19 protein-coding genes and 1 riboswitch are annotated in these 17957 nt (G+C 59.8%); of the genes, 16 read left to right on the plus strand and 3 right to left on the minus strand.

What is annotated here, in order from left to right; translation table 11 throughout:
- The first annotated feature begins 1 nt into the window (after position 1).
- Positions 2-2098: a hybrid sensor histidine kinase/response regulator gene (locus AXW79_RS12470; RefSeq protein WP_005309856.1), complete on the plus strand. Its 2097-nt coding sequence runs from the start codon at positions 2-4 to the stop codon at positions 2096-2098.
- Between the two features lie 229 nt (positions 2099-2327).
- On the opposite strand, the gene AXW79_RS12475 is transcribed toward AXW79_RS12470, so the two are convergent.
- The 3 genes from AXW79_RS12475 to narQ all read right to left on the minus strand — a co-directional run bounded on the left by AXW79_RS12475 (position 2328) and on the right by narQ (position 5357).
- Positions 2328-2903: an LON peptidase substrate-binding domain-containing protein gene (locus AXW79_RS12475; RefSeq protein ID WP_005309859.1), complete on the minus strand. Its 576-nt coding sequence runs from the start codon at positions 2901-2903 to the stop codon at positions 2328-2330.
- A 103-nt stretch (positions 2904-3006) separates the two neighbouring features.
- Positions 3007-3645: a two-component system response regulator NarL gene (gene narL, locus AXW79_RS12480; protein WP_005309862.1), complete on the minus strand. Its 639-nt coding sequence runs from the start codon at positions 3643-3645 to the stop codon at positions 3007-3009.
- Positions 3645-5357: a nitrate/nitrite two-component system sensor histidine kinase NarQ gene (gene narQ, locus AXW79_RS12485; protein ID WP_005309865.1), complete on the minus strand. Its 1713-nt coding sequence runs from the start codon at positions 5355-5357 to the stop codon at positions 3645-3647. Before narQ ends, narL begins: the two co-directional genes overlap by 1 nt.
- A 79-nt stretch (positions 5358-5436) precedes the next feature.
- A riboswitch (molybdenum cofactor riboswitch) is annotated at positions 5437-5576 on the plus strand.
- On the opposite strand from narQ, the gene moaA reads away from it, so the two are divergent.
- The 15 genes from moaA (at position 5564) to modC (ending at position 17940) form a co-directional block, all read left to right on the plus strand.
- Entirely contained in the window at positions 5564-6544 is a 981-nt protein-coding gene (gene moaA / locus AXW79_RS12490; RefSeq protein WP_005309868.1) for a GTP 3',8-cyclase MoaA, read from the plus strand. (Overlaps the previous riboswitch by 13 nt.)
- Before the next feature lie 265 nt (positions 6545-6809).
- Complete coding sequence (gene napF / locus AXW79_RS12495) at positions 6810-7319, plus strand: ferredoxin-type protein NapF (protein WP_005309872.1); 510 nt, start codon at positions 6810-6812, stop codon at positions 7317-7319.
- A gap of 28 nt (positions 7320-7347) precedes the next feature.
- Positions 7348-7611, plus strand: coding sequence for a chaperone NapD (locus AXW79_RS12500; RefSeq protein WP_005309874.1), 264 nt, complete (start codon positions 7348-7350; stop codon positions 7609-7611).
- 129 nt (positions 7612-7740) lie between these two features.
- Positions 7741-10230 carry a nitrate reductase catalytic subunit NapA gene (gene napA, locus AXW79_RS12505; protein WP_005309877.1) on the plus strand — a complete coding sequence of 830 codons (2490 nt, stop codon included), beginning with the start codon at positions 7741-7743 and terminating at the stop codon, positions 10228-10230.
- A gap of 16 nt (positions 10231-10246) precedes the next feature.
- Positions 10247-10981: a ferredoxin-type protein NapG gene (napG, locus tag AXW79_RS12510; RefSeq protein ID WP_005309879.1), complete on the plus strand. Its 735-nt coding sequence runs from the start codon at positions 10247-10249 to the stop codon at positions 10979-10981.
- The gene (gene napH, locus AXW79_RS12515) at positions 10978-11853 is read left to right on the plus strand and encodes a quinol dehydrogenase ferredoxin subunit NapH (RefSeq protein ID WP_005309881.1); all 876 of its coding nucleotides are present in this window, start codon (positions 10978-10980) and stop codon (positions 11851-11853) included. Before napG ends, napH begins: the two co-directional genes overlap by 4 nt.
- Entirely contained in the window at positions 11853-12308 is a 456-nt protein-coding gene (locus AXW79_RS12520; RefSeq protein WP_005309884.1) for a nitrate reductase cytochrome c-type subunit, read from the plus strand. The genes napH and AXW79_RS12520 overlap by 1 nt, the downstream gene beginning before the upstream one ends.
- Before the next feature lie 94 nt (positions 12309-12402).
- On the plus strand, positions 12403-12993 hold the full coding sequence (locus AXW79_RS12525) for a cytochrome c3 family protein (protein ID WP_005309887.1): 591 nt from the start codon (positions 12403-12405) through the stop codon (positions 12991-12993).
- A gap of 261 nt (positions 12994-13254) precedes the next feature.
- The gene (gene moaB / locus AXW79_RS12530; RefSeq protein ID WP_005309891.1) at positions 13255-13761 is read left to right on the plus strand and encodes a molybdenum cofactor biosynthesis protein B; all 507 of its coding nucleotides are present in this window, start codon (positions 13255-13257) and stop codon (positions 13759-13761) included.
- Between the two features lie 49 nt (positions 13762-13810).
- Positions 13811-14305, plus strand: a complete 495-nt coding sequence (gene moaC, locus AXW79_RS12535; RefSeq protein ID WP_005309894.1) for a cyclic pyranopterin monophosphate synthase MoaC — start codon at positions 13811-13813, stop codon at positions 14303-14305.
- Positions 14302-14547 (plus strand): molybdopterin synthase sulfur carrier subunit, encoded by a 246-nt coding sequence (gene moaD, locus AXW79_RS12540; RefSeq protein ID WP_005309897.1) that lies wholly within the window; start codon positions 14302-14304, stop codon positions 14545-14547. Before moaC ends, moaD begins: the two co-directional genes overlap by 4 nt.
- A 101-nt stretch (positions 14548-14648) precedes the next feature.
- Positions 14649-15128 (plus strand): molybdopterin synthase catalytic subunit MoaE, encoded by a 480-nt coding sequence (gene moaE / locus AXW79_RS12545; RefSeq protein WP_005309900.1) that lies wholly within the window; start codon positions 14649-14651, stop codon positions 15126-15128.
- 88 nt (positions 15129-15216) lie between these two features.
- On the plus strand, positions 15217-15945 hold the full coding sequence (gene modA / locus AXW79_RS12550) for a molybdate ABC transporter substrate-binding protein (RefSeq protein ID WP_005309903.1): 729 nt from the start codon (positions 15217-15219) through the stop codon (positions 15943-15945).
- A 217-nt stretch (positions 15946-16162) separates the two neighbouring features.
- Complete coding sequence (modB, locus tag AXW79_RS12555) at positions 16163-16843, plus strand: molybdate ABC transporter permease subunit (protein ID WP_005309906.1); 681 nt, start codon at positions 16163-16165, stop codon at positions 16841-16843.
- Positions 16840-17940, plus strand: a complete 1101-nt coding sequence (gene modC / locus AXW79_RS12560; protein WP_005309909.1) for a molybdenum ABC transporter ATP-binding protein — start codon at positions 16840-16842, stop codon at positions 17938-17940. Before modB ends, modC begins: the two co-directional genes overlap by 4 nt.
- The last annotated feature ends 17 nt before the right edge of the window (positions 17941-17957 follow it).

Raw genomic sequence — 17957 nt, forward strand, 5'->3', positions numbered from 1 at the left:
GATGATAGGTAATACCGAACTGGAAGCCCTCGGGGACAAGCTGCAGACCACGCTGGTGGAGCTGGTGCGTTGTCGGGAACGCGAGGCCAAATATCGCCAGGAGTCGCAGACCCTGCTGTGTGGCGTGGCTACGCTGGCCGATGCCCAGACCCTGGAGCAGGTGCTGGACAGTCTGATCCAGGTGCTCAAGCCCTTCATCGGTTTCGAACATGCAGACGTGGTGGCTTGGGAGGGGGATGTCGGCGTCACTCACCTCAGCACCCAGGATGGCGAAGTGGGTCGGGACTGGCAACTGACGCCCCTCTTCTCCCGCGCCATCGAGGGGGAAACACTGGTCATCTATGATCCCACCCAATTGCCTGAGCTGGCGCCGCTGGCCCACGTATCCGGCTGGGCCAGTGTCATGATGACGGGGCTGCGCGCCCCCGGTTTCTCCGGTGTTCTCATCTGCCGTCACGCCGTCATGGGTACCTTCGATCTCAAGAGCAAGGCCGCGATGCAGCGCTGCCGCCCGCTCATCTCCCAGGCCCTGGTCAACATCGCCTATCGTGCCCGGCTGCAAGAACAGGTTGAACTCAAGACCCTGGCGTTGCAGACCAGCGAACAGCGTTTTCGCAGCTTTGCTGGTATGGCCTCCGACTGGTTCTGGGAGACGGACACAGAGCACAGGCTCAGCTATGTGTCGGCGCCCGGCTATCACGGGGACGTGCTGGTGCATCAGCCTGGCCAGAGCCTCTACGATTACGCCTATGACAGACGGGATCCAGAGTGGGGCAAGTACCGTCGTCTCATCGCGCTGCATCTGCCGGTGCGGGCGGTACGGGCCCAGGTCAGCCTGGTCAAGGGCCCTTGCTGGATGGAGATCAACGCCGAGCCCTGCTTCGATGCCGCCGGTGTATTCATCGGCTATCGGGGGACTGCGCGGGATGTGGGCAACCAGATCCGCCGCGAGCAGGAATTGGCACGGGCACGAGATGAGGCCGAGGCAGCCAACCGCGCCAAGTCGCAGTTCCTGGCCATGATGACCCACGAAATTCGTTCCCCCATGAATGCGGTGCTGGGCATGCTGGACCTGTTGCAGCACGCCCAGCTTGAACCCCAGCAGCAGACTCTGCTTGGACATGCCACCCACTCGGCACGCCTGCTGCAAACCATCATCGACGATGTGCTCGACTTCTCGAAAATCGAATCCCATACCCTGGAATTTCATTGCGAGACCCTGCACCCGACCCAGTTGTGCCAATCCCTGATCGAGCCGCTGCAAGCGCGTGCCAGTAGCAAGGGAATTATCCTGCGCTGGCTGGTGGATGAGGCAGTGCCCCCCCAGTTGCAGGGGGATCCGGTACGCCTGTCACAGGTCATCAGCAACCTGCTCGGCAATGCGGTGAAGTTCACCAGTCAGGGCAGCGTATCCTTGCAACTGGGTTGGCGCCATGAGCGGCTGCGAGTCTCGGTCACCGACACCGGCATCGGTATCTCGGCCGAAGATCAGGCGCTCCTGTTCGAGCCTTTCTCTCAGGTCGACAGCTCGGCGACCCGCCGCTTCTCAGGCACCGGCCTGGGGCTGGCCATCAGCAAACGGCTGGTGGAGCTGATGGGCGGCGAGATCCGATTACAGAGCGCCCCTGGTCAGGGCAGCTGCTTCTGGTTCGAGCTGCCCGGCATGGCGCTGCCATGCGAGTGCAGCAGCCGGCCTGAGCCGGATCAACTGCCCATTCAGGATCTGGATGTGCTGGTGGTGGAAGACAGCCCGGTCAACCAGCTGGTAGTCTCGCTCATGCTGCAAAAACTGGTGACCCGGGTACGGGTGGCGGCCAATGGCCTGGAGGCGCTGGCCCAGGTGGCGGAGCAAAAGCCGGATCTCATCCTGATGGACATGCGGATGCCGCAGATGGATGGATTGGAGGCGACTCGCCGCCTGCGGGAGCTGGGCTGCAAGATGCCCATCGTCGCCTTGACGGCCAATGCCATGGCCGAAGACAGGGCTCGTTGTCTGGCTCAGGGAATGGATGACTTTCTGGCCAAACCCATCAGCCTGATGCGGCTGAGAGAGTGCCTGCAACGCTATTTTCATCCCGAACTGCCGGATCGCAGGTAAAAAAAATGGTCAACCTGGGTGGTTGACCAATTCTTCAGCAAATACTGAAGAGAGCACGGGATAAATCGGGTTGTACTGTTCTATATGAAAAAGTCGTGCCAACTTTTTCAGAACCTGTTTATACGGCTTGCAGCGGTATTGTCTGTTTTTATTGTTATCCACTGTTTGCAAAATGCGAAATTGTTATTTTCATTGTGGGAATATTCGCATTTTGCAAAGAGTCTTTGACTCACTGTGCGATCAGTCGGCGCAAGAATTGACGAGCCGCTTCGCTATTTTGTTTGGCAATCAACATCTGTTTTTCATAGATCGGCATGGGCAGGATCTCGAGCCAGCGTTGGCAGAGCCAGGCCGCATCGTCAAACTGCTTGTCCGGATAGAGCTCATCGAGCTCGGGATACTGCTCGAACACTTCCCGCAGCCGGGTGACCAGCGGCTTGTCACTGAAGTCTGAATGGGCGCTTGGCCAGTTCGGCAGGGCTTCGACCCTGGCACGGCGCAAGCCCATCTCGTCCGTTTCCATCTCATGAATGCAGAAGCGTTCCATGCCGAGCACAGTGACGCCGAGCAGACCATCATTCAGGGTATAAAAATCGGTCACCTTGACCCGGGTGCCGACCGGCAGGATCCGCCCGGATTTACCCGTGGTGGTCGCCTCTTCCATCACTATGCCGAACCCCTGGTCATTGATGAATGACTCTTTGAGCATCTGCAGGTGGCGCGGTTCAAACAAACGCAGCGGAAGCTTGCCACCAGGCAGTATGTGGGAAGGCAAGGGGAACAATGCCAAAGGTTGAAGTTTCATGTTCCGTCCTCCATTGAGTAGTTGCTGAATAGGACAATGCAGCGACTGTGCCAGAGGATGAAAAAAGCCACCGAATGGTGGCTTTTTGTGGGGAAGGGGGAGGTTAGTTGCGCTGCTCCAGGTACATGACAGCCGCTTCCACGCGGCTTTGCGCCTCGAGTTTCTTCAGCAGGCTCTTGACGTGAACCTTGACCGTGCCTTCGGAGATATGAAGCACGGAAGCGACCTGTTTGTTGGAGAGCCCCTTTGCAATTTCGCGCAGGATTTGCATTTCGCGACTCGTTAAGCTTTCCAGCTTCTGTTGCAGGTGGTCCAGCTCGTAGATGTTCTCGAGGTAGGGACGCAGCGGCTCGCTCAGGATCTGCTTGCCGGTCATCACGTCTGCCAGCTGGGCCAGCAACATCTCTGGCTCGGTATCTTTCAGCAGGTAACCATCGGCGCCGGCCTTGAGCAGGGCGACCACGTCCTGGCGAGCGTCGGAGACGGTCAGGATCACCACGCGGGAGGTGACTTCCTCGGTGCGCAGCGCCTTGAGGGTATCCAGACCGGAGAGCCCCTTCATGTTGAGATCGAGCAGGATCAGATCCGGTTCGGACTCTTTGGCCATGGCGACGGCATCGGTGCCGTTGGACGCCTCGCCAATCACCTCTATGTTCTCTTCCAGGGCCAGCAGTTGCACAATCCCTTTGCGCATGAGGGGATGGTCATCCACGACCAGAACACTATATTTCATCTCGTCCATCAGGCGTCTCTTGTTAGGCTGGTGGGAAAGGTCAGATGTACGCAGGTGCCTCTGGGCGGCTGTTCGCTGATGGTCAGCAGACCATGCAGCTTGCTGGCACGCTCATTCATGATGCTGAGGCCATAGTGGTTGACCGCCGAGCTTGCGATCCCTATTCCAACACCGTCATCTGAAATCTGAACCTGAATGTTACCATCGGCGAGGGTCTCACAGCTAACATCAATCACTTGCGCGCTGGCATGTTTGATGGCATTGAGCACTGCTTCACGGATCAGTTGCAGAATATGAATGTGCTGACCCGCTTCAAGATCCGTATCAGCCAGACCGTAATGGAGCCTGATCTCGGCCTGGGTCTGAGGCTTGAGCTGCTCCAGCATCACCTTGATAGCTTCCCCCAGATTGGCATCGCCGATGCTGAGGCGGAAAGTGCCCAGCAGCTCGCGCAACTGGGTGTAGGCGCTGCTGAGTCCCTCGTCTATCTGCTGCATGGCCGCCTCTGCCTTTGCGTTATCGCCCTTGGCAAAAGAGCGTTTGAGCAGAGTGGACTGGATTTTGAGGTAGGAGAGCGCCTGGGCTAGCGAATCGTGCAGCTCGCGGGCGATGACGGCTCTCTCTTCCATCAGCAACAGCCGCTGATGTTGCAGCAGGGTCTGATCCTTGTGCAGCACCTGGGCCAGCAGCATGGAGAAGTTTTTCATCAGCCGCTCGTCGATGGGGTGAGTGCTTATCATGTCGAGCCGGCCGTACTCCTGCTCATCCATCTGCAGATGAAAGCTCACCACTGAGTCGAGATCGCCTGGCCAGCCCTTGCGGCCTGTGATGTAGTCCGGCATGGCGTTCTGTTCAAAGCGGGTCAGCCGAATATGGTCTATGTGCTGATGGGCCGCGGCCCGTTCCAGCAGTTTGAGCAGAGTGCGCCGACTCAGCGGCGCCGCATGCAGCTTCTGGGCGGTGGAATAGAGAAAGGAGAGGGTGTCGTTGGCCTGTTGCAGCTTGGCCGTTTTCTCTTCTACCTTGCTTTCCAGCTCCCGATAGAGCTTGCCGAGCTCATCTGCCATGGTGACGAAGGCAGCCGACAATTCTCCCAGTTCATTCTCGCAATGGGGAGGCAGGGTGAGATCGAACTCCTGGCGCTGGATCTGGCGGGCGCAATAGACCAGCTGGTTGAGCGGTGCCACCACCTGCTGACGGGTGAAGCGTACGGTAAACCAGGCGATGGTGATGATGGAGAGCAGGCCCAGCCCCTCCGCCAATGCCAGCATGCGCACCTTGAACTCCACGTGGTACTGCATCTGATTGACGAAATCATCGATGGCCGCGACAAACTGTTCCGCATTGTCGGTGTAGCGTTTGGGGGTGGCGTTCTCGATGTGCTCGCGCATCATCTGCCATTGCAGCAATACCTCGCCATAGGTTCGGCGCAGGGAGGCTGGAGTAATCCAACGCTGTGTCTCTTGCAGCTCGCGTGCATGCAGGGTCTGTTCGAACTGATCGAGCCGCCCCAGCACTGGCTGGCCCTGCTCTATTTCATAGGCCATGCGATAGGCCTGCATCCGCAGCGAACCCGACAGGTTGATCGCCTTGGCATCGGGCACCGAGTAGAACAGGGTCACCATGGCCACGACGGCGATCAGGCTCGCCATGAACAGAATGAGCACCATGGAACGCCCGATGGCGCTGCTGACCGAATGTACTTTGAACCATTTTCCCATGCTGGCTGGCGTCCCCGACCTCTGGCAATAACCCCATAAAGTTGCGTGGGAGTGTACTCCAACTTGTGCTAGCATCGAAAAACTAGATGAACTCCGAGCTGTTTTGCCTAAGTCCTTGGGATAGGGGAAAGCCGCCGTCAGCCGATGTTCGAGCTGTAAGGGTCAGGAAAGAAATGCCCTGGCCTCCCGTATTTGGAAAGGTGTTTATGTTGCCACTGCAAGATGGTTTTTCCCGTCGTTTTTACTATTTGCGCCTGTCGGTTACCGACGTGTGCAATTTTCGTTGTACCTACTGTTTGCCCGACGGTTATCGTCCCGAGGGTAGAAAGTCGTTCCTGTCTCTCGATGAGATCCGCCGCATTGTCTCCGGCTTTGCCGCCATGGGCACCCGCAAGGTGCGTCTGACCGGGGGGGAGCCGTCACTGCGTCGTGATTTCACCGCCATCATAGAGACAGTGGCCAATACCCCGGGTATCGAAAAGGTGGCCATGACCACCAATGGCTATCGCTTGAAAGAGCGGGCCCGGGAGTGGTTCGATGCTGGCCTCACCGCCCTCAATGTCAGCGTCGACAGCCTGGATCCCCGCCAGTTTCACCAGATCACCGGTGAGAACAAGCTGGCGGAGGTGATGGATGGCATTGAGGCGGCGCTGGCCGCCGGCTTCAAATCGGTGAAGATCAATGCGGTGCTGCTCAAGGGGCTCAATGACCATCAGCTGGATGCATTTCTGGCCTGGATCAGGCACAAGCCCATCGAGTTGCGTTTCATCGAACTGATGCAGACCGGCGAGATGGACACCCTGTTTCGTGACCACCACGCCAGCGGCGAGCTCATCAAGCAGCGGCTGCTGGATGGCGGCTGGGTACAGCAGTTGCGCGGTACTGATGACGGTCCGGCGCAGGTGTTCATGCATCCGGCTTCGTTGGGGGGCGTGGGGCTCATCATGCCCTACAGCAAGGATTTCTGCGCCGGTTGCAACCGGCTGAGGGTCTCCTCGGTGGGCAAGCTGCACCTGTGTCTGTTCGGTGATAACGGGGTGGAACTGCGTGACTTGCTGTCAGCCGACAGCCAGCAGGATGCGTTGCAACAGCGCATTCGTCAGGCCCTCATCGGCAAGGCGGCCACTCACAGGTTGCATGAGGGGAATGCCGGTATGACCCCTCATCTGGCTTCCATCGGCGGTTAAGCCGCCAACCCCTCCGCAAAAATAGCCATCGATTAATAAGCAATCCTCAAATGGGGGTATTTTGACCTGCCTCCATTCTTTGTTCCTGCGCCAAGGGTTTGATCCAGCGCAATAATCCCCCCTGTTTATCTCCCTGGTGGTATATCCCTGAACTTGTCAGGGCCGCAATATACACCCACTCTTATAATAGGTATTGAAAATGCCTGTCATGAGACTTGCTTGTGCGCTATATGGCACCAGACGTTACCACCAGGAAGGAGTCGATATGCCGGATAGGGTCAACCTGTCACGTCGTGGTTTGTTTCGGGGACGCCTGACATCGAGCGAGCCTCAGGTGCAGTTGCCCTGGTCCGTCGCCTGGCCCGATTTCGTGGCCGACTGCACCCGCTGTGGTGACTGTCTGACGGCCTGTCCGGAGCAGATCCTCATCAAGGGTGACGGTGGTTTCCCTGCTGTGGACTTCCTGCGCGGTGAGTGCACCTTCTGCGGTGACTGCGTCACAGCTTGCAAGGCGCCGGTATTTCGTTCCGTGACGGAGGCGCCCTGGCAATACATAGCCCATATTGAAGCCAACTGTCTGGCCAGTGCGCAGGTCTTTTGCCAGCGCTGCCAGGACAGCTGCGAAACCCGTGCGATCCGCTTTTCTCCCATGCTGGGCCGCGTGCCGACTCCCAGCATAGATACCGCCTCGTGTACCGGTTGTGGCGCCTGCGTGATGGATTGCCCGGTGGGCAGCATCCGGGTTGGTGCGCCCAGACCCGAGGCTCCAACATGAATCATGTATGTGTGAAGCAGGAGCCACAATGAACCAAGAGTTCCATGTATCGAGCCTGGTGGTGCTGACCCAACCCCCCTTTCGTCACCAGCTCGCGCAGCAGATTGCGACCCTTGAAGGGGCCGAGGTCCACGCTGTCAGCAACGAGGGCAAGCTGGTAGTGACGCTGGAAGGTCCCAGCCAGCGTCCCATCATGTCAGCCATTGATGCGATACAGGCAATGCCGGGCGTGCTGTCCGCTGCCTTGATTTACCACCAGTTCGATGAGCTCGATGTCGAATGCAAAGAATAGAAACGCCGTGAGGCCGGAGCCGCGAGGTTCACGATGCCCGATAAAAGCAATAAAGCGCCATGAAGCTGAGCCAGCGCGGCTCGTCACAATGGCTGTCATTGATGTGATTACGCAATGCGAGGAGATGTCATGAAGCTGAGTCGACGCGACTTTATGAAGGCCAACGCGGTGGCAGCTGCCGCAGCCGTGGCCGGTGTCAGTGCCCCCACCCTGGCGGCGAACCTGATCACCAGTACCGACAAGACCGCCATCAAGTGGGATAAAGCCCCGTGCCGCTTCTGCGGTACCGGCTGTTCCGTGCTGGTGGGTTCCCAGGATGGACGTGTCGTGGCGACCCAGGGTGACCCGGATGCGCCGGTCAACCGTGGCCTCAACTGTATCAAGGGCTACTTCCTCTCCAAAATCATGTATGGCGAGGATCGTCTGACCCAGCCCATGCTGCGCATGACCAATGGCAAGTTCGACAAGAATGGTGACTTTGCCCCCGTCAGCTGGGATCAGGCATTCGACATCATGGCCGAGAAGTTCAAGGCGACCCTGAAAGAGAAGGGCCCCACCGCCGTCGGCATGTTCGGCTCCGGTCAGTGGACAGTGTGGGAAGGCTACGCCGCCGCCAAGTTGATGAAGGCGGGTTTTCGTACCAACAACCTGGATCCCAACGCTCGTCACTGCATGGCTTCTGCCGTGGTTGGCTTCATGCGTACCTTCGGCATGGATGAGCCTATGGGTTGCTATGACGACATCGAGCAAGCTGATGCCTTCGTGTTGTGGGGATCCAACATGGCCGAGATGCACCCCATTCTCTGGTCACGGATGTCCGATCGTCGCCTCTCCAACCCGGATGTGCAGGTGCATGTGCTCTCCACCTTCGAGCACCGCAGCTTCGAACTGGCAGACAACGGCATGGTGTTCACGCCCCAGACCGATCTGGCGATCCTCAACTATGTCGCCAACTACATCATCCAGAACGACAAGGTGAACTGGGAGTTCGTCAACAAGCACACCCAGTTCCGCAAGGGCACCACCGACATCGGCTATGGCCTGCGTCCGACGCACCCGACCGAAGCCAGGGCCAAAAACCCTGGCAATGGCGACGCCACGCCGATGAGTTTCGATGACTTCGCCAAGTTTGTGGCGGACTACGACCTGGAGTCTGTCTCCAAGCTCAGTGGCGTGTCGAAAGAGAAGCTGGAAAAACTGGCTCAGCTCTATGCCGACCCGAGCAAGAAGGTGGTCTCCTACTGGACCATGGGCTTCAACCAGCACACCCGTGGTGTCTGGGCCAACAACCTCTGCTACAACATCCACCTGCTGACCGGCAAGATCTCCACTCCGGGCAGTGGTCCCTTCTCCCTGACCGGCCAGCCTTCTGCCTGCGGTACCGCGCGGGAAGTCGGCACCTTTGCCCACCGCCTGCCCGCCGACATGGTAGTGACTGATCCCAAGCACCGCGCCATCGCCGAGAAGATCTGGAAACTGCCGGAAGGCACTATCCCTGAGCAGGTGGGGTATCACGCCGTGCTGCAAAACCGCATGCTCAAAGATGGCAAGCTCAACGCCTACTGGGTGATGTGCAACAACAACATGCAGGCAGGCCCCAACATGAACGAAGAAGCGCTGCCAGGTTATCGCAACCCGGCCAACTTCATCGTGGTGTCCGACCCTTACCCGACCGTCACGGCGCAAGCGGCTGATCTTATTCTGCCCACCGCCATGTGGGTGGAGAAAGAGGGTGCCTACGGCAATGCCGAGCGTCGCACCCAGTTCTGGCACCAGCAGGTCAAGCCGCCGGAAGGGGCCAAGTCCGATCTGTGGCAGTTGATGGAATTCGCCAAGCGCTTCAAGGTAGAGGAAGTATGGCCGGCGGAGCTTATCGCCAAACAACCCGAGCTCAAGGGCAAGACACTGTTCGATGTGCTCTACGCCAATGGTCAGGTCGATCAGTTCCCCAAAGAGCAGAGCAAGGGCGAGTTCAATGACGAGTCCGAGTCCTTCGGTTTTTACGTCCAGAAGGGGCTGTTCGAGGAGTACGCCACTTTCGGCCGTGGCCATGGTCACGATCTGGCGCCGTTCGATCAGTACCATGAGGCGCGCGGTCTGCGCTGGCCGGTAGTGGATGGCAAGGAGACGCTGTGGCGCTATCGCGAAGGGTTCGACCCCTACGTGAAGGCGGGCGAGGGGGTGCGTTTTTACGGCAAGCCCGATGGCCGCGCCGTTATCTTCGCACTGCCTTACGAGCCGGCCGCCGAGGCGCCGGACAAAGAGTACGACATGTGGCTCTCCACCGGTCGTGTGCTGGAGCACTGGCACACAGGCACCATGACCCGTCGGGTGCCCGAGCTCTATCGTGCCTTCCCGGATGCGGTGCTCTTCATGCACCCGGAAGATGCCAAGGCCCGTGGCGTACGCCGTGGCGAAGAGGTGATCGTCTCCTCTCGCCGTGGCGAGGTGAAGACAAGGGTCGAGACCCGTGGTCGCAACCGTCCGCCCAAAGGCCTGGTGTTCATGCCCTTCTTTGACGCAAGCCAGCTGGTTAACAAATTGACCCTGGATGCGACGGATCCGCTCTCCAAAGAGACGGATTACAAGAAGTGCGCTGTCAAGGTCGTCAAGGCGTAAGGCGGGGGAGCGCGAGATGAGTCGTAGTCGCCGCCAGTTTCTGGCCGACATGGCCAAGGGGGCCTGCGGTGTGGGCCTGCTTGGTGTCGGTCTGGGCGGAATGGCGCGTCAGCAGGCAGCGGCGGTGCCCGCCCAGGCACTGCGTCCGCCGGCAGCCCTCGACGAGGCCGAGTTCCTCAGTGCCTGTGTGCGCTGCGGGCTCTGCGTCGACGCCTGTCCCTACGACACCCTCAAACTTGCCCGGCTGTTTGAACCTGTCACCACGGGCACCCCTTATTTCCAGGCGCGCGCCGTGCCATGCGAGATGTGTGACGACATCCCCTGCGTGGTGGCCTGCCCAAGCGGAGCCCTGGATCAGGGGATGACCGACATCGATCAGGCACGAATGGGGGTGGCTGTGCTCATCGATCATGAGACCTGCCTCAACTATCTGGGTCTGCGCTGCGATGTTTGCTACCGGGTCTGTCCCTTGATTGACAAGGCCATCTCGCTCGAACTGGTGCGTAACCCGCGCACCGGCAAACACGCCATGTTTTTGCCGACGGTGCACAGCGACATCTGCACCGGTTGTGGCAAGTGCGAGCATGCCTGCGTGCTGGAGGAGTCCGCCATCAAGGTGGTGCCGCGCCAGCTCGCCAAAGGGGAGCTTGGCCATCACTACCGGCTCGGCTGGGAAGAGAAGCGCAAAGCGGGCAAGTCACTCATCGGTGAGCGGCTCACACTGCCGACCCGTAAACCGGAGGGGTTATGAGTCGTTATCCGGGAGCAGAGGCCAGGGTGCGACTGGGCTGGTGGCGGTCACACCGCTTCCTGTTGCTGCGTCGTCTGACCCAGTTCAGCGTGCTGGGGTTGTTTCTGCTGGGGCCGCTGGCGGGTGTCTGGATCCTCAAGGGCAACCTCTCCAGCTCGCTGTTGCTGGAAACGGTGCCGCTGAGCGATCCCTTGACCCTGCTGCAGTCGGTGGCGGCGGGTCATTGGCCCATCACCACCCTCTGGATCGGTGCTGTCATTGTGCTCTTGGGGTACTGGCTGGTCGGGGGGCGGGTGTTCTGCTCCTGGGTCTGTCCGGTCAACCTCGTCACGGATGCCGCCGCCTGGGCCAGGGCCAGACTTGGCCTCAAGGGCAATGGCCAGTTCAGTCGCAATACGCGCTACTGGTTGCTGGCCATGGTGCTGGTGGTGCCAGCCGTGGTGGGTGTGATGGTGTGGGAGCTGGTCAATCCGGTGTCCTTGGCCATGCGCGGCCTGCTGTTTGGAATGGGGGCTGGCTGGGCACTGTTGGCGATGATCTTCCTGTTCGACTTGTTCGTGGTGGAGCGGGGCTGGTGTGGTCATCTCTGTCCTGTGGGGGCCTTCTACGCCCTGGTCAACCGGGTCGGGTTTATCAAAATTTCTGCCAAGGGACGCGAGCGGTGCAGCAACTGCATGGATTGTTATGCGGTCTGCCCGGAGCGCCCCATTCTGCGCGGCCCCGTTCACGGTGCCAAGCGTGGTCACGGGTCCCTGATTGCGGCTCAAGAGTGTACCAACTGCGGCCGTTGCATTGATGTCTGCGCGGAGCAAGTTTTTGAAATCACTGTAGGTTTTGCCGTCAAGGCAGAGAAAATGTCGGAGAACACATAATGAAAAAGCTGATTGGAGCAATGCTGGCCTGCCTGATGGCGGGTTCCTTGATGGCCGCCATCCCCGAGATCACCAATAGCACAGGGGGGATCAAATCCGAGCGGGGGAGCACGGATCTCACCACGGAGGCTGAAGCCGCCCCTTTGAAGAACTTTCGCAAGGACGGGGATCTCTACGATCGCCAGTACATGCATCAGCCGCCGCTGATCCCCCACGATGTTCGCAACTATGAAGTGGACACCAAGGTCAACAAGTGTCTGGCCTGCCACAGCTTCAAGAATGCCAGCAAGATGAAGGCCCCCAAGATCAGTCCCACTCACTTTGAGACCCGTGACGGCATGACCCTGGGTGAAGTGTCGCCGCGTCGCTACTTCTGCCTGCAGTGCCACGTACCGCAAGCGGATGCCAAGCCGCTGGTGGAAAATACCTTTAAACCGGTTGAAGCACTGAACTGAGGAGTTCGCAGATGACATTATTCGGCGTTGTTCAGCGAGTCTGGAACACCTTTAACACTCCAGTGAACGAAGCACTGAACTGAGGAACCCATAGATGAAATTACCCGGCTTTATCCAGCGTCTGTGGACCACGTTCAAGTCACCGTCAAAGGCGGCACTCTGGGTGCTGCTGCTGATGGGCTTTTTCGGTGGCGTCATCTTCTGGGGCGGCTTCAACACCGCCATGGAAGCTTCCAATACCGAGAAGTTCTGTGTCGGTTGCCACGAGATGAAAGACAACGTGTTCGTGGAGTACCGCGACACCATTCACTATGCCAACCGTTCCGGTGTGCGGGCCAGTTGCCCGGATTGCCACGTGCCTCACGAGTGGACCTACAAGATCATTCGCAAGGTACAGGCCTCGAAAGAGCTGTGGGGCATGTTGACTGGCAAGGTGGATACCCGCGAGAAGTTCGAGTCGCACCGGCGCGAAATGGCCGAGCGGGAGTGGCAACGCATGAAGGATACAGACTCGAGGGAGTGCCGCAATTGCCATAACTTCGAGTACATGGACTTCTCTTTGCAAGGCAAGCGGGGTGCTCAGATGCATTCCACCAGTCTGGCCAGTGGCGAGAACACCTGCATCGACTGTCACAAGGGCATAGCTCACCAATTGCCTGACATGACGGGGGTAAAGGGCTTTTAAGCCATCTTGAACAGACCGGGGTTGGCCGGTCTGTTCATATTCCCGCCAGCCAGCTTGAAATGGTATTTGTGCCTCCTTTAAATCCCCCCTCTTGCGCGAGTTTTGGTAGAATCGGGCCGCCGTGAGTCGCAGGGAGTGAGCGGGTGGTCAAGGTTGTGCCCGAGCAGGCACTGGTCATCCCGAGAGCAGGTACCGCAAGCCGGGATCCTGACCACTCTCTTCTTCTCTTTTCTCACGGTCTTTTGCTATCAGGAGCTGCCCATGGGACAGAAAAACAGCGCATTCATTCCTCTCAAGATCGCCGTGTTGACGGTCTCCGACAGTCGTACCATTGCCAATGACAGTTCGGGCGATTACTTGGTGTCGGCCGTGACAGAAGCAGGTCACCAGCTGGCCGATCGTGCCCTGCTCGCCGACAACCTTTATCAGGTTCGTTCCCGGGTCAGCCAGTGGATTGCCGATGAAACCATACAGGTAGTGCTGATCAATGGCGGCACGGGTTTTACTGATCAGAACTGGGTGCCGGAGGCGGTCGGCGTACTGTTCGATCGCACCGTCAAGGGCTTTGGCGAGTTGTTCCGCCAGCTCTCGTTTGCCGAAATCGAAGGGTCGGCCATGCAGAGCCGTGCCCTGGCCGGGCTCGCCAACCGTACTTTGGTCTGCTGCCTGCCCGGTTCTCCCGGTGCTTGCCAGCTCGGCTGGGAGCAGCTTATCCGGGATCAGCTCGATGCCCGTACCCAGCCCTGCAACTTCGTGGCCCATCTCTGAGTCGCGAGTCATTGATCCCAACACTATGTCAGCCTTAAAGGGGAGCGTGATGAACCTGACCCATCTCAACCAAAGCGGCGAAGCCCACATGGTGGACGTGACCGACAAGCAGGTCACCGAACGTGAGGCCCGCGCCGAGGCCTTCGTCGCCATGGCATCTGACACCCTGGCCCTGATCCTGAGCGGTCAGCACCACAAGGGTGACGTGTTCGCTACCGCCCGCATCGCCGGCATCATGGCGGCCAAGAAGACCTCGGATCTTATCCCGCTCTGCCATCCGCTGGCATTGACCAGGGTCGAGGTGGAGATAGTGCCGTTACCTGAGCAAAACAGGGTTCATATCCGCGCCCTCTGCAAACTCTCCGGCAAGACAGGGGTGGAGATGGAGGCACTGACGGCCGCATCGGTTGCAGCGCTGACCATCTATGACATGTGCAAGGCGGTGCAAAAGGACATGGTGATCGAACAGGTTCGACTGGTGGAGAAAAAGGGCGGCAAGTCCGGCCACTTTCAGTTGGGATCGAATGCAGGAGATAACGCATGATCAAGGTACTGTTTTTTGCGCAAGTAAGAGAGCTGGTGGCCTGTGATGAGCTGAGCCTGCCCTGTGACTACGCCACCGCTGAAGCGCTGCGCAGCGGCTTAAGCGAGCGCGGCGACAAGTGGGCGTTGGCGCTGGAAGCTGGCAAGCTGCTGGTGGCGGTCAACCAGACCCTGGTGCCCCTCGATACGCCCATCAAGGATGGCGATGAAGTGGCCTTCTTCCCCCCAGTGACCGGAGGTTAAGGATGAGCGAGATAATGACCGTGGATCGCACCACTGAGCTGTGCGGTGGCGACGAAGTGGCCTTCTTCCCTCTCCCTTCAGTAACGACCGGAGGCTGAGCCATGTCTCAAGCAACCACGACATCCATAGATCGCATTCTGGTGCAGCGAGAGGACTTCTCGCTGGCAGACGAATATGCCAGCCTCGCCACCCGCGCCGACAGTGGCGCTATTGTCACCTTCGTTGGCAAGGTGCGTGACTTCAATCAGGGGGAGGAGGTGAAGGGGCTGGCCCTCGAGCACTACCCCGGCATGACAGAGAAGGCGCTGGCCGATATCGTGCAGGAGGCCCGTCGCCGCTGGCCGTTGCAGGAGTGCACCCTGATCCACCGCATCGGCGAGCTGTGGCTTGGCGATCAGATAGTGCTGGTGGCGGTGAGCAGCGCCCACCGTGACGCCGCCTTTGATGCCTGTCACTTCATCATGGATTTCTTGAAAACCCGGGCGCCGTTCTGGAAAAAAGAGCTGACCGCCGAGGGTGTGCAACGCTGGGTCGAGGCGCTTGATCGCGACAACGCCGCCGCTGCCCGCTGGAAAGCCTGACCTGTTCATCACGAGGGGCGCAGGTTCAACGGGAACCACGGCCCCGCTTAGGGGCGCGGATATTCGGGCCCCCATCAGGAGAAAGGGAATGAAACCGCTGTTATCTGTTGTCATCGCAGGGGTCTGCGCCGCCACCTTGCATACCGGTGCCGTGCAGGCCGATGAAGTGAAGGTGGCCGTGGCTGCCAACTTCAAGGGCACCATGGAGCGTATCGGCAAGGCGTTCACGGCCAAGACCGGCCACACTCTGGCCATCTCGTCTGCCGCGACCGGGGTGCTCTACACCCAGATCAGTCACGGCGCGCCGTTCGATCTCTTCCTCTCCGCCGATGTGGCGACTCCCGAGAAGCTGGAAAAAGAGGGCAAGGGGAGCGATCGCTTCACCTACGCCATCGGTCAGCTGGGACTGTGGAAGAAGGGTGGCCCGGCTCCTGACGAGGCGACCCTGCGCAGCTGGAAAGGCAACCTTGCCATCGCCAATGCCCGCACCGCACCCTATGGTGCTGCTGCCATGGCGACCCTCGCCCATCTCAAGATCGACCCCAAGCAGTACCGGCTGCTGACCGGCGCCAGCATCGGCCAGACCTGGCAATTTGTCGACACCGGCAATGCCGAGCTGGGCTTCGTCGCCTGGGCCAATCTGGTGGAAGCTGGCAAGACCGGCGAAGCCTGGGCTGTGCCTGCCAACTTCTATCCCGCCATCGAGCAGCAGGGGCTGGTGTTGAAGAAAGGGGCCGCGGTGGAGGCGCTGGTCGCCTGGCTCAAGGGGCCGGGTCAGGCGCAGATCAAGGCTGCGGGCTATGCCCTGCCCCAATAAGGGGATGGGCCTAATGCGATACCCTGAGTGGTCGGCCTTCGGGTCGGCCACTTTTTGCAATGAGGATGGACACCATGCCGTTGGCTGCATTCAACCGGGAGCGGGACGATGAGTAGAGATCTGTTGGCGATGGCTTGCCTGACTCAGGATCAGGTCTACCGGGAGATCAGCTCATTTGCAGTGTCTGGTGCTGAACTTGGCGTTGGGAGTGAGTCCGATGAGTGAAGGGGATCTGCTGGCGATCTGGCTCACCCTCAAGCTGGCAGCCTGTACCACCGGCATATTATTGCTGCTGTCGCCGCCGCTGGCCTGGTGGTTGTCCCGCAGCCAGCACAGATTGCGGCCGCTGGTGGAGGCCTTGGTGGCCTTGCCGCTGGTGCTGCCCCCCACAGTGCTGGGTTTTTATCTGTTGCTCGCCTTCTCCCCTGAATATGGCTTTGGTGCCTGGTGGCGTGACACCTTCGGCGCCCCGCTTGTCTTCAGTTTTCTTGGCCTGCTGTTCGCCTCCATCCTCTATTCGTTGCCGTTCGTAGTGCAGCCGCTCACCTCCGCCTTCGTCAACATGGGCAACAAGGAGCTGGAAGCCGCCGCCACCCTGGGGCTTGGCCCGGTCGAGCGCTTCTTCCACATCATCTTGCCGATGACCTTGCCCAGCTTCGTGATGGCGGCGGCCCTCGGCTTTGCTCACACCCTGGGGGAGTTTGGCGTGGTGCTGATGATTGGCGGCAATATCCCCGGCGAGACCCAGGTGCTTTCGATTGCCCTGTTTGATCACGTTGAGGCGATGGATTACCAAAATGCCCATATTCTGGCGGGCGGCCTGATGGGCTTCTCGCTGGTGATGCTGGTGCTGGTCTATGGCGTATTGCAGCGCCGGCAGCGGAGATTGTTCGGATGAACCAGCCAGCCAATATGTCGCAGGGCAACGCCCTGCACCGCCATCCCTTGCAACTTGAGGCTCGGCGCGAGTTTGGCCTATTTACCCTCGATTGCACACTGACCCTAGAGCTGGAGGGCATTCTCGGTCTGTTCGGCCCCTCCGGCTGCGGCAAGAGCACCCTGCTGCGTATCATCGCCGGGCTCGATCGCCAAAGCGAAGATCGCTTGCTGTGGCGCGGGAGGGAGTGCGCCGCGCAGCTGCCCGAAGCACGCCGTATCGGACTGGTGTTTCAGGACTCGCGGCTCTTCCCCCATCTGACGGTGCTCGGCAATCTGCAACTGGCGGCCCGCAAGGGGCGAGGGCGCAGGCAGCCTGAGTCGCTGGCGGCGCGGCTCGGCTTTGCCGATCTGCTGGCGCAGCCGGCCCATGCGCTTTCTGGTGGTCAACGCCAGCGGGTAGCATTGGGGCGGGCGCTGCTGGCCGAGCCCGATCTGCTGCTGCTCGATGAGCCCTTCTCGGCGCTGGACAGCCGCAGCAGCATCCATCAGGCCCACGTGCTCAAGGGGTTGCAGCGCGAAAGCGGCATCCCCATGATCTTCGTCAGCCACGCCATGGAGGAGGTGAGCCTGCTCTGCGATCAGCTGGTGCTGCTGGAAGGTGGCAGGGTGGAAGCGCAAGGCCGGCCGAGCGAGATCTTTGCCCGCACGGATCTGTCGCTCGCCAGTCGCGACGATGCCGGTGTGATGCTGGATGCCACCCTGGCCCACTACGATGACGACGAGCAGATGGCGACCCTGCAGCTCGGCGAGCAGACATTGCGGGTCACCATGAACCGGATGCCGGACGAGAGTGGCCCCTTGCAAATCAAGGTGGCGGGGCGGGATGTGGTGATCGCCACGGCGCCTATCGAGCACTCCAGTCTCTCCAACTGTCTCACCACCCGTTTGATGGCGGTGCGCGAGGTGCGTCCCGGCCAGACCCTGTTGCAGTTGGCGCTGGGTGAGCAGATACTGCTGGCCCGGATCACCAGTCGCTCCGCCACCCGTCTGGCGCTGGCGCCGGAGCAGCAGATATACGCCTATATCAAGGCGGTCAGTCTGGTCAGTGAAGGTTGAATGGGTGGTGATCTGAT

Origin of the sequence: Aeromonas salmonicida subsp. salmonicida (assembly GCF_001643305.1) — a bacterium.
GTDB lineage: Bacteria > Pseudomonadota > Gammaproteobacteria > Enterobacterales > Aeromonadaceae > Aeromonas > Aeromonas salmonicida.

Excerpts from the sequence above, each read along its gene's own strand:
- AXW79_RS12470 (WP_005309856.1), top strand. The coding sequence starts at position 2 with ATGATAGGTAATACCGAACTGGAAGCCCTCGGGGACAAGCTGCAGACC.
- AXW79_RS12475 (WP_005309859.1), bottom strand. The coding sequence starts at position 2,903 with ATGAAACTTCAACCTTTGGCATTGTTCCCCTTGCCTTCCCACATACTG.
- narL (WP_005309862.1), bottom strand. The coding sequence starts at position 3,645 with ATGGACGAGATGAAATATAGTGTTCTGGTCGTGGATGACCATCCCCTC.
- narQ (WP_005309865.1), bottom strand. The coding sequence starts at position 5,357 with ATGGGAAAATGGTTCAAAGTACATTCGGTCAGCAGCGCCATCGGGCGT.
- moaA (WP_005309868.1), top strand. The coding sequence starts at position 5,564 with ATGTTGCCACTGCAAGATGGTTTTTCCCGTCGTTTTTACTATTTGCGC.
- napF (WP_005309872.1), top strand. The coding sequence starts at position 6,810 with ATGCCGGATAGGGTCAACCTGTCACGTCGTGGTTTGTTTCGGGGACGC.
- AXW79_RS12500 (WP_005309874.1), top strand. The coding sequence starts at position 7,348 with ATGAACCAAGAGTTCCATGTATCGAGCCTGGTGGTGCTGACCCAACCC.
- napA (WP_005309877.1), top strand. The coding sequence starts at position 7,741 with ATGAAGCTGAGTCGACGCGACTTTATGAAGGCCAACGCGGTGGCAGCT.
- napG (WP_005309879.1), top strand. The coding sequence starts at position 10,247 with ATGAGTCGTAGTCGCCGCCAGTTTCTGGCCGACATGGCCAAGGGGGCC.
- napH (WP_005309881.1), top strand. The coding sequence starts at position 10,978 with ATGAGTCGTTATCCGGGAGCAGAGGCCAGGGTGCGACTGGGCTGGTGG.
- AXW79_RS12520 (WP_005309884.1), top strand. The coding sequence starts at position 11,853 with ATGAAAAAGCTGATTGGAGCAATGCTGGCCTGCCTGATGGCGGGTTCC.
- AXW79_RS12525 (WP_005309887.1), top strand. The coding sequence starts at position 12,403 with ATGAAATTACCCGGCTTTATCCAGCGTCTGTGGACCACGTTCAAGTCA.
- moaB (WP_005309891.1), top strand. The coding sequence starts at position 13,255 with ATGGGACAGAAAAACAGCGCATTCATTCCTCTCAAGATCGCCGTGTTG.
- moaC (WP_005309894.1), top strand. The coding sequence starts at position 13,811 with ATGAACCTGACCCATCTCAACCAAAGCGGCGAAGCCCACATGGTGGAC.
- moaD (WP_005309897.1), top strand. The coding sequence starts at position 14,302 with ATGATCAAGGTACTGTTTTTTGCGCAAGTAAGAGAGCTGGTGGCCTGT.
- moaE (WP_005309900.1), top strand. The coding sequence starts at position 14,649 with ATGTCTCAAGCAACCACGACATCCATAGATCGCATTCTGGTGCAGCGA.
- modA (WP_005309903.1), top strand. The coding sequence starts at position 15,217 with ATGAAACCGCTGTTATCTGTTGTCATCGCAGGGGTCTGCGCCGCCACC.
- modB (WP_005309906.1), top strand. The coding sequence starts at position 16,163 with ATGAGTGAAGGGGATCTGCTGGCGATCTGGCTCACCCTCAAGCTGGCA.
- modC (WP_005309909.1), top strand. The coding sequence starts at position 16,840 with ATGAACCAGCCAGCCAATATGTCGCAGGGCAACGCCCTGCACCGCCAT.